Consider the following 14,884-nt stretch of genomic DNA (forward strand, 5'->3'; position numbering starts at 1 on the left):
TCATGCGTTTCGGATATCAGAGTGGTATGGATCATCGGCTAATCTAGTCGTCCTGATGAACTGTAGGAATCAACCGACGTGACTGGATCGCATCAGCCACGCTCATTGAACGGACAGCGTTTGCTGTTGTGTGTCAGTGGTGGTATTGCCGCTTATAAATCGCTTGAGCTTGTGCGCCGCCTGTGCGGTGCTGGTGCCCAAGTTCAGGTGGCCATGACTGCCAGTGCGCAGCAGTTTGTCACCCCGCTTAGTTTTCAGGCATTGTCTGGGCAATCGACCCGTACCACGCTGTGGGATGGCAACGCTGAACAGGCGATGGGGCATATCGAATTGGCGCGTTGGGCCGAACGTGTTCTGATTGCTCCTGCCAGCGCTGATGTGATTGCGCGGCTCGCACATGGGTTAGCGGATGATTTGGTGACTACGCTGTGTTTGGCGACAACCGCACCGCTGATGATATGTCCCGCGATGAACCACAAGATGTGGTTGCATCCAGCGACTCAGGCGAATGTTGCGACGTTGTGTAGCCGTGGTGTGCAGGTGATCGGGCCAGAAGACGGTCCGTTGGCCGAAAAAGTGTCTGGCCTGGGTCGCATGAGTGAGCCTGAGGTGATCGTTGCTGCGTTAACTCATGGACTGTCTCCTGCTCCTGTTCGGGGTGGTCTGCTGCAGGGGCAGCGCATCGTGATCAGCGCCGGACCCACGTTCGAAGACTTGGATCCGGTGCGCTACCTTGGCAATCGCAGCAGTGGGAAGATGGGTTTCGCTCTGGCTGCTGCGGCTGTGTGCCATGGGGCCGAGGTAGTGTTGGTGGCTGGCCCAGTGTATCAACCAACTCCACAGGGGGTGATCCGGGTGGATGTGCGCTCGGCGGCGCAGATGCGCGATGCAGTATTCAGTGCGTTCCCTGCCGATATTTACATTGGTGCAGCGGCGGTGGCCGATTACACGCCCAGACGGGTGTTGCCCCAAAAGATCAAGAAGGCTGATGAGATACTGATCCTGGAGTTGATGCGTACCCCAGATATCTTGTCTGAGGTGGCAGCGCAGACGGGTACCCTGAAATTGGTGGTCGGTTTCGCTGCAGAGACTCATGATGTTGAGCACTATGCACGCGGTAAATTGGCTGCCAAACACTTGGATTTGATTATTGCCAACCAAGTCGGTGTTGTTGGAAACGGCTTTGAGAGCGATGACAATACTGTCACTGCGTATTGGCAGGGCGGCGAGCGCGTTTTTCCCAGTTGCAGCAAGGTGGAGTTGGCTGAGAGCTTGCTGGCACTGATTGCCGAAAGGATGCAAGCATGAGTGTCGCCTTACAGCCCCTGCAGATTAAGATCCTGGATTCCCGTCTCGGTACCGTTTGGCCGCTGCCAGCCTATGCTACCGAAGCCAGTGCCGGGCTTGATCTACGGGCCGTACTGAATGCACCGGTGATTCTAGCTCCTGGGGATGCTGAGTTGATATCCAGTGGTTTAGCGATTCATCTGGGTGATCCGAGCTTATGTGCAGTGGTATTGCCTCGTTCTGGTTTGGGTCATCGTCATGGGATTGTGCTGGGTAACGGCACAGGTTTAATCGACGCGGACTATCAAGGGCCGTTGCTGCTGAGTATCTGGAACCGCGGGCACGAGGCTTTCACTATCGAGCCGGGCGACCGCATCGCCCAGCTGGTTGTGTTGCCGATGGTGCGAGTCGTGCTTCAGGTGGTGGATACTTTTGCTGACAGTGGGCGTGGTGCGGGTGGATTCGGTCACACCGGCGTGCGTTGACAGAGGAAGATAGATGAGTGAGACAACTGGAAACGCGTTGCTTTTGCCGATTAAACGACACCAGATTGCATTCTTGTTGGCGATTTTGTGCCTGCTGTTGACGGGCGTGTTTGGTTGGGCGGCGTACATGCAGTGGCGGCAGAATGTGGTGGCGCAGAAACTTGAGCAGGCGCGCGATGGTGCTGTCGTGTCATTGCGTCAGGTGTTATCTGGCCAGGTCCGACAGTTGCAAAATGTGTTGCAGCGCCCAGCCATCGTACAGGCGCTGAGCGGCGGTAACACCACGGTAGCCGCTGCAGCGATTCGCGAGCAATTTCCAGGTGCTGAAAAGGTGCAGGTTCTGCCAGATGATCTGAGCGCCGCTTATGCCGATGTGGCGCGTTCTGGTTATGCCCGGCTTGGGCTGATGGAGGCCGCTCTTGGTGGCGATGGTGTGAAGGCATGGGTGGTGCGTGACGGCACTCAGACTGGTTTGGGTATGGCTGTGATGGTAAAGCTTGGCCAAGTTCCGGCGGTGGTCTACCTGTGCCTGCCGCTAGGGGGCTTGATCAGTGCGTTGGAGGCGATCGATGTCCCCGATAGCACTTACTTGGCATTGCGGCAGGGTAGTTACACGGTGGTCGAGCGTGGTAACGCCGCCTTAGCGAACGGTGGTGAGGTTCTGGCTAAGCCGCTGGGTTGGGTTGACCTGCGTGTAGCTGCTGCCCTGCCCCAGTTGGAAACTGTTCTACTTGATCTTGGGTTGGTGCCATCTTTGATTGTGACAGGGATGTGTGTGCTGCTTGTGGTGATCCTTGTGTTAGTTGTGCGTGGGCATGTGGTGCTGCCCAGCCGCCGCGATGCGCAAGTGGCCAATACAAAACAGCTTACTTTACGTGAAAGTCTGGAGCAGGAAGCACAGGTGCGCGTGGCTGTGTTAAAGGAGGAAAGCACGGCTGCATCCTCGCCGTCGCTGCATCTTCAGACCGGCTCGGCAAGTGTTGTTCAACCCAGTCTTTTCCATACCTGGGATATCTATGGTGTAGTTCCTCGCGAGCTGACACCAGCAGCGGCGAGGTTGATCGGTCAAGCGATCGGCAGCGCGATGCAGGCCAAAGGGTTGCGTGAAATTGTGATTGGCCGTGACGGTCGCCTGTCCAGTGCGGAATTGTCCGCGGCATTAAGCGATGGTCTACGTCATGCTGGTTGCGATGTGGTAAACATCGGTTTGGTGCCGACCCCGGTAGTGTATTTCGCTGCATGCCATCTTGACGTTGGCAGTTGCGTTGCGGTCACTGGCGGCCATCATCCGCCGGATTACAACGGTTTCAAGATCGTGATTGGTGGTGAGGTACTATCCAGCGAGGCGATCAACGATCTGTATCGGCGCATTGCCGATGGTCGTTTACATGTGTCTGTCGATCCAGGCAGGTTGAATGAGCGTGATGTGGTTGGCGATTACATTCAGCGTATTGCCGATGATGTGCAATTGAATCGCCCGCTGAAGATTGTTGCCGATGCTGGTAACGGTGCGGCTGGCGAGATCGTTCCGCGTCTATTCGAGGCGATTGGTGCGGATCTGGTGTCACTGTACTGTGATATTGATGGTACTTTCCCTAATCGCCATCCTGATCCTGGCGAGCCCGACAACCTGAAGCAACTGATGCAGATGGTTGAGCGTTCCGATGCCGATGTGGGTATTGCCTTTGATGGTGACGCTGGGAGTCTCAGTGTGGTGACTCGCCAAGGTAGGATCGTCTTATCAGATCGCCTGTTGATGTTGTTTGCCGCTGATGTGTTGCAGCGCAATCCGGGTGCTTTGGTGATCTATGACGTCAAAAGTACCAGCAAGCTGTCTGACTATGTGCTGCGCAACGGCGGTAGCCCGTTGATGTGGAAGACTGGGCATTCCTTAATCAAAACAAAGATGCGCGAGACCGGTGCCGAATTGGCTGGTGAAATGAGTGGTCACTTCTTCTTCAAAGAACGCTGGTATGGCTTTGAAGACGCACTGTATGCGGCGGTGCGTTTGCTGGAGATCCTGGCTCAGCATGAGGATCATCCGTCCGAGGTGTTCGCTGCATTGCCTGACGCTTATTCCACCCAGGAACTCAAGCAGCCTGTTGAGGGTGACGCGCAGGCATTGGTGCGGTCTTTTATCGAGGAGGTGCAGCGCGGCGGTGAGGGAACTTTGTTCGATGGCGCCCGGCTGTCTACCGTGGATGGTCTGCGTGCCGACTTCGCTGATGGTTGGGGCCTGGTACACGCCTCTGACATTGCACCGGCATTGGTATTGTGCTTTGAGGCTGACACGCAGGTTGGGTTGGAACGGATCCAGAGTGCATTCCGCACCCAGCTACAGGCATTATTGCCCGACCAGAGAATGATATTTTAACCCTTATTAAGGGTCGGGCTCTGCTAGTAGAGAGGCATTTATATCACCACTTTTTAGTGCCCGGTAACGTTGCAGGGTTTCTTCGATTTCCCCGTTCAGTGCTGCACGTTCCTGCTCGAAGTTGGTTTGCAGCCGCTTCTGCGACAGAAGATCTTGGCGGCGTTGCTGGATATTAGCGGCGAGTGTGTCTGGTACTTTCTGTCCAGCGAGTTCCCTTTCATTGGCACTGCGTAACAAGTTGACCAAGCCTTGGCGCAGGTTAGTTGCGTTGTAGCGGGCGGTCGTCACATTGTTGTCGATGGTTGCGATGCGTTTTAAGAATACTTGTCGCAGATCGTCTTCGGTCTGAAACGCAGTCAACATGATTTGGTCAGCGCGTTTGCGGGTTTCTTGGGCCGTCTGGTCTGCAAGCCGTTGTGCTTCTTCTGACGCAATGGCAGCACGCTCGTTGGCATTGGGCGCGCGTTGCACCTCGTTCTTGCGTATGCCGTTATTGGCACTGAATTCTTCATGTGCGGCATTCACTGCTTCGGCAGGTAGCGTGTCGCTGCAAATACGTTGTCCGTTCTGATGCCAGCAGTAAAGCTTTTTTGCGTTAGATTTCGATGTTTGCGTGTTGCCAAGTTGCGGCCATCCGGTAACGGCAACACATAAAACTGTACTCCAGTAGATGTGGTGTTTGTTTGTGTACATCGCATGTTACTCTCTTTGCTTACTCAGCCAGATACTTCGGCCCCATAGCGTGCTTGGTAGGCCAGCAGAGGCGTGCAGAATTTAGTGAGGTTGGCGTTCCCCTCGACAAATGCTAACAGGTCGCCAAGGGTTGCGATGGCTATCACAGGGATCCCGGTTTCGGCCATCAACGTTTGAACGGACGATTGGCGGTTGGTTTCTGAAGCGATTTCCTGGCGGTTCAGGGCTACTGCGATTCCGGTTGGGGTGCCCCCAGCGTTGTGGATGATGCCCAATGCCTCGCGGATTGCTGTGCCTGCCGTGATGACATCGTCGATAATCAATATCTTGCGTCCGGCCAGTGGCGCGCCGATCAGAGTGCCACCCTCGCCGTGGTTTTTGACTTCTTTGCGGTTGAATGCGAGCAGCAGGTCGCGCTTACGCCGCGCGTACTCGCAGACCAGTGCTGTAGCGAGCGGAATTCCTTTGTAGGCTGGGCCAAACACCAGGTCGAAGTTCACATTGGCTGCGTCGATCGCGTCGGCATAGCAGTGTGCTAGTGCAGCGATTTTTGCACCTGAATGAAAGTGCCCAGCGTTAAAGAAATAGGGGCTGATGCGACCGGACTTGAGCGTGAATTCTCCAAAGCACAGTGCGTTTGAGTCTAAGGCCAGCTGTAGGAAACGTTGGTGGTGGTTGGACATGAGTGGATGAATCACTGAGAACGTGGAGAAGGTAAGGTCCTAAGCATAGCGACTGGCGTGATGTTCCCTATCTTGCCAAGGGCCATTTTATTGATGGTGTTCTCATTTCAATTTCTGCACGTGCATGACAAGTTTTAATACGAGAGAGATTTTCTGATCGCACGAACGCCATTTTCTTCTCTGTTAGGTCTTCTGTGCTGGCAGCTCGGTTGATCGGACACGATCTGCGTGTCCATCGTGCTAGTGGTGCTGATGGGGACGTACACTAGCCGTGGTACTGATCACCTTATCCAAATAGGGTAACGACCCTGCTTCCTGTGAAAGACAGGCATCCTCCCCGGAATGGTTGCAGCCCGTGGATGCCTGATGAAACATTGGAGATGTCCCTGGTAAGCAGGAGTCGGAATATACGCGTGTGATGCGTTGCCTACGTGTATGGTGACAGATGCGATCTTGTGTGGATTTTAGAGAGAATTTGTTTTGCTGATTTTCGAAGTTTCGATTAATACTCGAAATTACAGACTGTCTTTATGGTAGAAGATAGCAATATTAGGCTTCTCTTAGGGTATTTATATGGCCACCGTTCCCCTGGATTTTCCTTTTACTGCTTTTCGTAGTGAACTGCCAATGGATGATTATTTGGCTCCAGATATGAAATGCGGTGATCTCACCGAGAAACAATTAATAGATGACTTTGGACTCTCATTTGTTTCATTTCATGTGGATCCTTTCAATAATGAGGAAAAATTTATAATAAGAAAAAATAAAAGAATTTCTGATAACCAAGCAAGCATTATGTTATTTAATGAATTTCGTGTCTGGACCAGAAGATTATCATTTGGTTGTTACGCGGGGGCGATGCAAAGTCTTATATCGAATTTTCAAGATAATAAAGGAATGCCTTTTAGTGATCCTTTACTTGATAAGGCATTCAAAGAGCTAATACTGAATGAAAAATCAGAGAATGGTTCTATATCAAGAATTAAATCAGCCCTTGATGATTATATTGATTGGGACATAGGCTTTTTACCATCGGAAAGCAAGAAACATATCATTGAACTTCTCAGAAGCACGGTATTTCCAGAGTTTACTCGGATTCAAGATACGTTTAATGGGCTTGGACTCGCTGTCCACAATATTAATTCAATGGATATTACAATTAATTCTTTGCATATCCATGATAATCGTTACTGCGCTAGTATTCATTATCAAGGGCAAGATCATTTTGGATTGGATGATGGTGATATTCTTGATTTTAGGTTTCACTATTTTAATATATTCAGAATTTGGTTTGTTCTGCAACGTTGGAGCAGATATGCTTTTAAGCCTTTTATGACTAATATGCAGGCGACGATCGAAATTTCGGGGATAAGACCCATTTAATGAATAGAAGTTTTTATCACAAGCTAAATCATGAAGCCGATGTAGCAGACGCGCTTGCGTCTGTGAAGAGTGATCGGAACTCTGGTTGTCGAGTTGGAATCATGAGGTTAAACGATGACTACCGATGTGTGATCTCTTGCGTATGTATTCATGACTGAAGCGTGGTGATCAGGGCTCGAAGGATCTACCGTATTTTACTGTTGTTTCTGGAATGAGCATGCTGAGGCAAAGTAAAGCGGTGCCAGCTCACTGGAAGCGGCTGGCAAGCCGCCAATTCCCCATTCGATTGTGACCCGAATTTCTTATGCTTTCACGGTCTTAATCACCCAAAAGTCAGACGCCAATTGCTTATTGCACATGTATTCATAAGGCATCCAGAAATATCCGTTTTCGCCCACTTCGCTTCCCCATGAGTTACGGATACGAAACTGTTTTCTTTCATCATCATAACCGACACACAAGACAGCATGGCCCCCTTCAAGTTCATCCTTATCGATTGGCAAAGGGATTTCAACTGGCAACGGTTTATTGCCTACCCAGCTTTTATACACTGAGAAGCCGAATACAAATGGTGAACCGGCAGCGAGGCAAGCTTTAAGGTGATCAATATCTTGATTCACTCTCTTGTAGTGGGTGATCTGGTATTTTTGGGCATCGTTGTAACATTTGGTTGACGGTTTTTCACTTGCTGGAGCTCCAGGTGGAAATTCATCAGTTTTCGGATCTGCGGGTGTATCGTCGTAGTGCCATTCACTTTCTGGACACACTCCAAGTTTGTGAAGGACTTTGATGCCATCACGGATCATGGCGCCGGAATCATATTTAATATGGCCTTCAACGGTTCTTTCATTATAATAAATGAATAGTCGTGATGGAATAAATTCAGGTTGCTGATGATCATGGAGACGCTCGAACTGGACTGCGCCAGCAAGAGCATTGGCAGTACACGAACCAATCCTTCCTTGATCGTAAACTTCAAAAGATGGGGTTAAATCGACCTTGGGCGGCAATGCGGATATGATCGATTCTTCTGGGGTGTATGAAAAATCTCGAATATCAGCTATGTCTGGAATATAGCCATACCCTGATTTTTTTCTTCTTTTCAAGACTGTTGCCATCGCAATGTATCCTAATAAAATTTAAGGGTGATTTAATTTCCAAGGTGGCTTTAACAAATATTCACATAACCTTATGTTTTTACTTGAAAGTGAAAAACAGTGACATTAAAACTCTTTGGTGTCTGTGATGCGGGTCGTGGAAAATGTAACGGCAGCGTCTACGCTGATCTGACGTCAATGATCATCGTTTGGCCGAGTTTAGTGTTCATATTGAGGTCGAATCACCCACAATAGATTAGGTTGACGTATTCCCAGAGCGATGGTGTCAGCGCGGTGTTAGTTGCGGGCATGTGCCGCTGGAGTTTGGTTAGCCAGCAGATAGACGAGTGAGCCAGATGCAGTGGACGGAAACGTTGATGGGTGTCCTGTGTGCTGCGAGTTTCTATTCTTCTTGCATTTTGAGGCAAGGTCCAGGAACAGGGGTTGGGCGTTGTGACCACCGGTAGCGGGCCACGGTTCAACTTGCTGCGCATTGAGGCGGATCTCAGCGTCCATGCACGCTGTTTTACTGCGACCCGCGATACTGGGATATTGAGGGCTACGGTGTGGACGTTCTCTGAATTGAATGTGGACGTCTGGCCAAAATCCTGTGCCGGTTACAGAGCAAAGTCGTCGTTTCGTTCAATGATATCCGGTTCGCGGGGTTCGATAGAGTGCCGCTCCAATTCAGTGACATCATCAATGGTGGCGGCCGTTTGGAGGGTTGATCATCAAGCGCGGTGGCGATGTTCTATCGTGGTTGTGGCTCTCTGTGTCCTGTTCACCACCAGCGATAGCGCTTGCCACGGTAGTGATGTGCATCATTGAATCGATGATGAAGGCGGTGACACCCCCGTGTAGACATCCTGGGCCACGAAGCAACGAGGTGGAGTCTGGGTTAGTGCCTGATCGATTTTTCTTATTTTTCTTGGCAAAAAAGTGATGCTATCCAATGCCATTGGCTGGATGTGGTTTGCCCTATGTGATTGGTTTTGGACACGGCATCGCGAGGCTGTTGGAAGAGCGGCAGCGTGACCGCATGAATTGTTATATAGCCTAAATGGGAGCCCGCTCCAGGGATCCCCGGATGGGAAAGCACAGAAGGCAATGGTGGCCTATGACGGGGCGAGTAGGAGAATTTGAGGTGTCGTCAAGGCAACGCGTCATGTCCAGAGAATGTGTTGGTGGGTCTTGTAAAGATGCTGCGGAACTGCCGGTGAAGGTAGCGCGCGCGTTTCTACTTACGCTGAAGCTATTGATTGCCTAGTGTGGCCTCAGCCGATAAAAGCGGTTGCAATGATGGGTATGACTCAGGCCAATGTGTTTCAGGTACGTTGCTTCAAGCTCTAAAATATCTGTCTGAGTGCAGGTGCTGGTGTTGTTGAATCAGTGCGTTGAGATCGTGATGCTGCTGGCGCGCCGTGCTCATGCTGCAGGTATCGCGATCATCGTGTGAATAACACTATCAAACAGGGATAGTAAGCAAGAATGAAGTTTCGTTACGAGGACATGAGCCCGGATCAGTTTGAAGCTTTGATTGTGTCCTTGTGCCGGGAGATGCTCGGCATTGGTGTCAAGGGGTTTACAAAGGGTCCCGATGGCGGTTGCGATGCGAAATTCATAGGTACAGCAGAGTGCTATCCAAGCAAAGCCGCCCCGTGGAAGGGGACGATGATTATCCAGGCCAAGCACACCAATGGCTACAATTGCAGCTGTTCCGATACAGATTTCTACAGCGAGAAAAGCAAACATACGGTGATTGCTAAAGAAATTCCGCGTATCAAAAAGTTACGCGCTGACCAGCAGCTTGATTACTACATGTTGTTTACGAACCGGCGGCTATCTGGCATTGCGGAAAAAGACATCACTACATACATTTCCAAGCAATGTGACATCCCGGTGGCGTCGATTTGCCTGTGTGGCGTGGATGAGCTGGAACGACATTTAAATGACTTCCCAGAAGCGGCGGATAAGGAGAAGATGCATCTGTATCTGATGGATGCACCGTTGACGGTCAATTCCGACTTGCTTGCCGAGATTGTTGAAGCACTGGCGCGTTTCAAAAAAGATGGAGGAGAGGTGCTGCTACGCGATGCTTCACCGACGATGCGCGTGGCCTATGAAAGGAAAAATACGCTTAATAAGATGACCGAAGAGTATGCAAAAGAATGGCGGAATAGTTTCCTAAAAGATACTACGCAGATTCGTGATTTTCTGGCGGCGCCGGAAAATAGAGAGTTGATGCAGAAGTACCAATGCGTCATTGATGATTTTAAGTTCAACATTATCGCCAAACGCAAAGACTACGATACCTTAGAGGTGAAAGATGCTGCGTCCGACTAAACACTCGCATCCTGATCTTACTGTCATCAATCTGTCACTGCTATTGCTAGAAACGCTGCAAAAGCAGCCTGTCTCTAAATATGATGTGCTGCGTGCATTGGCCAAGAAAAACATCATGGGTCGTGAGGTGTTGTTTTTGCCGGCACTGAATTTTCTGTATCTGTTGGGCCTGATTGAGTACCAGACCAAGACAGATGCGGTGGAATACGTTGGGAAAAATGAAATTATCCAAACTCTATTCGAATCAACATGACATATTCTGTCCGGTCAACTTCAATCCTGGTCTGAATGTCATCATGGCTGAGATTCGCTTGCCAGAGAATAAGCAGAAGGATACCGATAATCTTGGGAAAACCACCCTGGGGCGTCTGCTAGATTTTTGCTTTTTATCAAAAAGAAATCCTAAATTTTTTCTGTTTAAACAGCGGATCTGTTCAAGGATTTTATTTTTTTCCTTGAAGTGGAATTGTAACCTGCAGCATTCATAACGCTGCGACGCAGTGTCAAAGATGCAACAAAAATCGCATTCAAGAAGCACCAGACCGGTGATCAGGATTTCTCGACGTTGCCGTTGGCTGAATGGGATCATCAGAATGTGCCCTTCAATCGTGCGTGTGCGTTGCTTGATGGTCTGCTTGACTGGCGCGCGCTGCACTCCTGGCCCTACCGAAACGTGCTTGGGTATTTATTAAGGTCACAGGAGGACTTTCGTGATGTATTCAAACTTGGGAAGTTCGTTTCAAAAGATGTCGACTGGAAGCCGTTTCTTGCACATCTGTTGGGTTTCAATGAAAAACCCGTCACTGAGTATTACAAGAAAACAGCCGAACTTGACCATAAGAAAAACGAAGCAAAAGGAATAAGGAACACGTTGGATCCCTCAATAGATAGCCTCGGCAATATCGAAGAGATGCGATTACTCAAGTAACATGAGGTCGAGGAGAAGCAGCGATTATTAGATGCATTCGACTTTCATGAGCAGGACAAAACGCTCACCGAGAAGATAGTCAATCAAATCGATCAACGTAGCGCCGAACTTAACGAGGCGCGCTATTTTATGCGCATGAACTTGAAGAAGGTAAAAGCGTCGTTGCGGGAAGATCAGATCCTGTTCCACCCGGATGAGGCGCAGCGGTTATTTCATGAAGCAGGAGTGCTCTTCCAAGGGCAGATAAAAAAGGATTTTGAGCAGTTGATCGCTTTTAATCGTGCCATCACTGCAGAACGCCGTGGTTACTTGGAAGAAGAGTTGGCCGAGATTGAAATCAAACTCAAGGGGATTGATGCGGAACTGGATGATTTGGATAAACAGTGTTTTGAGGGGCTTTCTTTTCTAAAGGAAACTGGAGTTTTCATAAAGTACAAAACACTGTCCAATGAGATACTTACATTGCGTGCAGAGATATATTTATTGGAATATAAGCGCGAGCCTTTGGAGAGGTTACGTACACTCGATCATGATATTGGCGTTCTGCAAGAAGAATGCCGTGATTTGGAGGAGAAGATCCAAGCCGATGTGAAGCAGCAAAAATTGGAGCAAGACAGCGTCTTTTCTTCTATCCGTTTTTTCTTCAAGGAGATTGTCGAGGAGGTCATCGACTGTCGTGCGTCATTGAGTGTGACCATTAATAAACGCGGTCATCTGGAGTTCAATGCACACATTCTCGACGCCGCAGGTCAGGCGACCAGTGCCGATCTTGGGTATACCTACCGCAGGCTGCTCTGTATGGCATTCGATCTGGCCATATTGCGCGCTTATTCAAACGATCGGTTCCCACGGTTTGTTTATCACGATGGGGTGTTCGAGTCTTTGGATAACCGTAAGAAGGAAAATCTGCTGGCAGTGATTCGGCGCTATGCGTCCTTTGGACTTCAGTCCATCGTGACGCTGATTGATTCTGATCTGCCCGAGCGAACCGCTGAAGATCTGCCAGTGTTTACTACCAATGAAATTGTGGTGACGTTACATGATGAAGATGAACGTGGCCGGCTCTTCAAGATGAAGACATGGTAGTAATTGCTTTGGTGGCAGGGTCGATCATTTTATCGTTGTGCAATCATTGAGCGGTTTTACATGAAGTTGATGCGATTAATCAGGATGCAATGACGTGAGCTCAATACGGTTCTGGTCTTTGTTGTCCGTTGGTGTGTCCTGGCGATCATCTGTGATGTTCATCGACTATTCCCCAAGCACGCTTGCGCAGGGATGATTTGGCTGTTGGACTAAGGTTCGTAAGCGGTGGTGAAAATAAAGCCGCTGCAATAGCTTTGAATTGATCTCAAGGTCCGGTGTTTATGCCGTAGTGACCATGTCATGGCATCTGTATTGGAATTTCAGAATTCGTCGTTCTGGATTCTTGTGATGATTACTGTAAGTAAATGCATATCCTGTGAAACGCGAAATTCCGAATATTCGGATCAAGTTGTAGGAACGGAATTGCATCAATCGCACCGCTAAGGTTTGAGGAAACAATCGTACAGATGTCGTGCTGGAGGCTGCCCGTGGGGTAGCCGCAAGGGAGTTGCTTGAGCGGGCCATCATCATGCCCTTGCCGAATGCTTATGCAGTTTTTGTGTGCGGTGTGTGCAGCCGAACGAAGTACTGCACGAAATCCGGCAGATGGGTGCGCCACGGGACAAGGGATGATGATCGGGGTAGCAGAATCGCTTGCATTCTGTCTGAGCGGGCGTCGTTCACGTTTGGCGCTGAGATTTCCCGGTAGTAGTGGAACCGTTGTGGATTGAAAAATCAGGCCACAAGTGCTTTGCGCAGGTGTGTTGTCTGTACTGGGTGTCGGGGTATGAGGTGTTCGTATTGAGTGCCATCACGGTAGAGACCAACGCTTGGCCGATTGCGGTGCAAGATGCCGAACCATAATTCTGATAGTGGTTCTGGGGCGGCTGGCGGTAGATCAGTCACTGTACGGTCAATGGGTGTGGAGAGTGTTGCTGAGAGAGGTGTCTTTGCGGGTCATGTATACAGCGGACGTGATTGGCATTCGAAGCATGTTGGTAGCTGCATGCTTAGATGAAGTTGGGGATTTTTATCAGAGGATGGACTTGGAACGGTCGCTGCTTGATGCAATGGTGCTGGTGGTGATGTTCGCTGATCTGAAAGCCAGGGTGTAAAGCAACTGGACTATGGGTGCGGAAGTATGGCCTTGCATGAAGGCGATGTGCATGGCAGCAAGGAAGGTTTCGGTTTGCTTCACTATTTCCTTGGTGTTTGGCGCTGCAACGGATTCAATGTTTTAGTTAGCAATCTGGGGAATGTCATGTGTTTGATTCAAAATAAGGTCCGATATGCTTTGAGATTAGGGTGTTCGCGACGGGATGGTGATCGGTGGCTTTGGTCAGATCGCGATGGGTGTGCTCAAGATCCGGATCGATTGAGGCTGGCGATATCCATCCAATCATGTGACGTGTGCCGGATCAAACAGGATGCAACGTGCTTGATGGGCGTGCCATCTACGTCACCGAGTTCGAGCAATGCACGGATGGATGGGTATGCCGGGTCGACCTTTGCTATGCATGCTTTGGGTGTCGATGGAGGATGGGTGGTTCACTGCCGAATCCCCTCTCGATTGATGTGACGCAGTAGGGCAGAGTTGGAGTAGTGCTTCGGATGCTTATTCCGATTCAATGCTTTTCATTGAGGGAGATTGGAAGCGTCAGATCCGAAGCGATGCAATGAGGATGTTTGTTTCGAATAGAACATGCAATGCGATATTGGTGATGTCCAGCTTGGCAGTCATCAAGTGCTGTTGTTGGCTGCGCAAGAGCATGGCTAGGTCTGTATCGTTGTTGGTGGGGGCGTGCCATGGGTACGGCGGCGGCGTAACGGTTAGCAAAAAGCAACACGAACATTCGATGTTGTCGTTATGGATCAGGTGCCCGTCATTGTTCAGGAGAAAACCATCAAATGATGTTATGTCATCAAGTCTTTCGTGGGTGATGCGATCCAGAACAAGGGATATCAGGTGATCTGTCGAGCCTGTTGAAGACATCTGCTTAACTGATAACGTGAGTTTTTACCATCCCTGGCTAGGGGAGCGTTGGCGAGTATTTGTGTTTTGTTCTGATCTTGAAATAGCACCTTCCTCTTCGTTGCAAGGTAGTCTGGGTGCTTGAGATCCACATGGGCACATCCATGGTTACTGCTGTGGGTGTGCGTGGGGGAATATAGCCCGTCCATGTGTGCTCGGATGTCAGTGAGCCGGGCCGGATGGTGGATGTCCATAATTTTGTTATCAGTCACCAAGTTCAGAGAGTAACGGCCGTCTTCGGACTGCTCAATGGTTCCGCAGAGCGCGGCGTCTATGGTGAACGTTGCCAGAAGCGCTGTGGGTGAGATACACCGGGTGAATGCGTGAATACATCTTTGCTTTCGTCAGGCTTACTTTCGAAGTGCGATTTGGTTTCCTGTACCTGTGTTGTCAGTAGACAGGTTGCCGTGATGGTGGCCAAAGCCATGTGCCGATGGTGTCCCAGTGCCAGCAAGTGGCGCCGATATAATGCATTCAGCCTGCCGGTAAGTAA

Annotated in this window: 14 protein-coding genes; 10 read left to right on the top strand and 4 right to left on the bottom strand. The window is 50.0% G+C overall.

Annotated features, from left to right (window positions below; translation table 11 throughout):
* Window positions 1–78: 78 nt before the first annotated feature.
* The 3 genes from coaBC to PLS229_RS00665 are packed head-to-tail and all read left to right on the top strand — an operon-like array spanning window position 79 to window position 4,146.
* On the top strand, window positions 79–1,308 hold the full coding sequence (coaBC, locus tag PLS229_RS00655) for a bifunctional phosphopantothenoylcysteine decarboxylase/phosphopantothenate--cysteine ligase CoaBC (protein WP_038272355.1): 1,230 nt from the start codon (window positions 79–81) through the stop codon (window positions 1,306–1,308).
* Window positions 1,305–1,772, top strand: a complete 468-nt coding sequence (gene dut, locus PLS229_RS00660; RefSeq protein WP_038272353.1) for a dUTP diphosphatase — start codon at window positions 1,305–1,307, stop codon at window positions 1,770–1,772. Before coaBC ends, dut begins: the two co-directional genes overlap by 4 nt.
* Before the next feature lie 13 nt (window positions 1,773–1,785).
* Complete coding sequence (locus PLS229_RS00665) at window positions 1,786–4,146, top strand: phosphomannomutase/phosphoglucomutase (protein ID WP_038272350.1); 2,361 nt, start codon at window positions 1,786–1,788, stop codon at window positions 4,144–4,146.
* Window positions 4,147–4,152: 6 nt separating this feature from the next.
* Here PLS229_RS00665 and PLS229_RS00670 read toward each other — a convergent pair whose 3' ends face one another.
* Window positions 4,153–4,839: a hypothetical protein gene (locus PLS229_RS00670; RefSeq protein WP_038272347.1), complete on the bottom strand. Its 687-nt coding sequence runs from the start codon at window positions 4,837–4,839 to the stop codon at window positions 4,153–4,155.
* Window positions 4,840–4,862: 23 nt separating this feature from the next.
* A complete protein-coding gene (pyrE, locus tag PLS229_RS00675) occupies window positions 4,863–5,522 on the bottom strand; it encodes an orotate phosphoribosyltransferase (RefSeq protein ID WP_038272344.1) in 660 nt (219 codons plus the stop codon).
* Between the two features lie 573 nt (window positions 5,523–6,095).
* On the opposite strand from pyrE, the gene PLS229_RS00680 reads away from it, so the two are divergent.
* On the top strand, window positions 6,096–6,905 hold the full coding sequence (locus PLS229_RS00680; RefSeq protein WP_038272342.1) for a YPO3983 family protein: 810 nt from the start codon (window positions 6,096–6,098) through the stop codon (window positions 6,903–6,905).
* A gap of 302 nt (window positions 6,906–7,207) precedes the next feature.
* Here the strand turns inward: PLS229_RS00680 and PLS229_RS00685 are convergent, their stop codons facing one another.
* Complete coding sequence (locus PLS229_RS00685) at window positions 7,208–8,023, bottom strand: C1 family peptidase (protein WP_038272339.1); 816 nt, start codon at window positions 8,021–8,023, stop codon at window positions 7,208–7,210.
* A gap of 1,488 nt (window positions 8,024–9,511) precedes the next feature.
* Between PLS229_RS00685 and PLS229_RS00690 the strand changes: the two genes are divergently transcribed.
* The 6 genes from PLS229_RS00690 to PLS229_RS11865 all read left to right on the top strand — a co-directional run bounded on the left by PLS229_RS00690 (window position 9,512) and on the right by PLS229_RS11865 (window position 13,474).
* Window positions 9,512–10,345, top strand: coding sequence for an ABC-three component system protein (locus PLS229_RS00690; RefSeq protein WP_230428145.1), 834 nt, complete (start codon window positions 9,512–9,514; stop codon window positions 10,343–10,345).
* On the top strand, window positions 10,329–10,598 hold the full coding sequence (locus PLS229_RS00695; RefSeq protein ID WP_038272337.1) for an ABC-three component system middle component 8: 270 nt from the start codon (window positions 10,329–10,331) through the stop codon (window positions 10,596–10,598). Before PLS229_RS00690 ends, PLS229_RS00695 begins: the two co-directional genes overlap by 17 nt.
* Window positions 10,599–10,641: 43 nt before the next feature.
* Window positions 10,642–10,833, top strand: a complete 192-nt coding sequence (locus PLS229_RS12055) for a hypothetical protein (RefSeq protein WP_233450839.1) — start codon at window positions 10,642–10,644, stop codon at window positions 10,831–10,833.
* A 77-nt stretch (window positions 10,834–10,910) separates the two neighbouring features.
* Window positions 10,911–11,273 (top strand): hypothetical protein, encoded by a 363-nt coding sequence (locus PLS229_RS12060; RefSeq protein ID WP_230428146.1) that lies wholly within the window; start codon window positions 10,911–10,913, stop codon window positions 11,271–11,273.
* 129 nt (window positions 11,274–11,402) lie between these two features.
* Window positions 11,403–12,359: a DUF2326 domain-containing protein gene (locus PLS229_RS12065; protein WP_230428147.1), complete on the top strand. Its 957-nt coding sequence runs from the start codon at window positions 11,403–11,405 to the stop codon at window positions 12,357–12,359.
* A gap of 950 nt (window positions 12,360–13,309) precedes the next feature.
* Window positions 13,310–13,474 carry a hypothetical protein gene (locus PLS229_RS11865; RefSeq protein ID WP_216651944.1) on the top strand — a complete coding sequence of 55 codons (165 nt, stop codon included), beginning with the start codon at window positions 13,310–13,312 and terminating at the stop codon, window positions 13,472–13,474.
* Window positions 13,475–14,016: 542 nt separating this feature from the next.
* Here PLS229_RS11865 and PLS229_RS00710 read toward each other — a convergent pair.
* Window positions 14,017–14,352, bottom strand: coding sequence for a hypothetical protein (locus PLS229_RS00710; RefSeq protein ID WP_152536654.1), 336 nt, complete (start codon window positions 14,350–14,352; stop codon window positions 14,017–14,019).
* Window positions 14,353–14,884 lie beyond the last annotated feature (532 nt).

It is taken from the genome of Xylella taiwanensis (assembly GCF_013177435.1).
GTDB lineage: Bacteria > Pseudomonadota > Gammaproteobacteria > Xanthomonadales > Xanthomonadaceae > Xylella > Xylella taiwanensis.

What these genes read in the sequence shown, in the direction of transcription:
- dut (WP_038272353.1), top strand. Translation starts at nt 1,305, where the DNA reads ATGAGTGTCGCCTTACAGCCCCTGCAGATTAAGATCCTGGATTCCCGT.
- PLS229_RS12055 (WP_233450839.1), top strand. Translation starts at nt 10,642, where the DNA reads ATGGCTGAGATTCGCTTGCCAGAGAATAAGCAGAAGGATACCGATAAT.
- PLS229_RS00690 (WP_230428145.1), top strand. Translation starts at nt 9,512, where the DNA reads ATGAGCCCGGATCAGTTTGAAGCTTTGATTGTGTCCTTGTGCCGGGAG.
- PLS229_RS00665 (WP_038272350.1), top strand. Translation starts at nt 1,786, where the DNA reads ATGAGTGAGACAACTGGAAACGCGTTGCTTTTGCCGATTAAACGACAC.
- PLS229_RS00695 (WP_038272337.1), top strand. Translation starts at nt 10,329, where the DNA reads ATGCTGCGTCCGACTAAACACTCGCATCCTGATCTTACTGTCATCAAT.
- PLS229_RS00680 (WP_038272342.1), top strand. Translation starts at nt 6,096, where the DNA reads ATGGCCACCGTTCCCCTGGATTTTCCTTTTACTGCTTTTCGTAGTGAA.
- PLS229_RS00670 (WP_038272347.1), bottom strand. Translation starts at nt 4,839, where the DNA reads ATGTACACAAACAAACACCACATCTACTGGAGTACAGTTTTATGTGTT.
- PLS229_RS00685 (WP_038272339.1), bottom strand. Translation starts at nt 8,023, where the DNA reads ATGGCAACAGTCTTGAAAAGAAGAAAAAAATCAGGGTATGGCTATATT.
- pyrE (WP_038272344.1), bottom strand. Translation starts at nt 5,522, where the DNA reads ATGTCCAACCACCACCAACGTTTCCTACAGCTGGCCTTAGACTCAAAC.
- PLS229_RS12065 (WP_230428147.1), top strand. Translation starts at nt 11,403, where the DNA reads ATGCGCATGAACTTGAAGAAGGTAAAAGCGTCGTTGCGGGAAGATCAG.
- PLS229_RS00710 (WP_152536654.1), bottom strand. Translation starts at nt 14,352, where the DNA reads ATGTCTTCAACAGGCTCGACAGATCACCTGATATCCCTTGTTCTGGAT.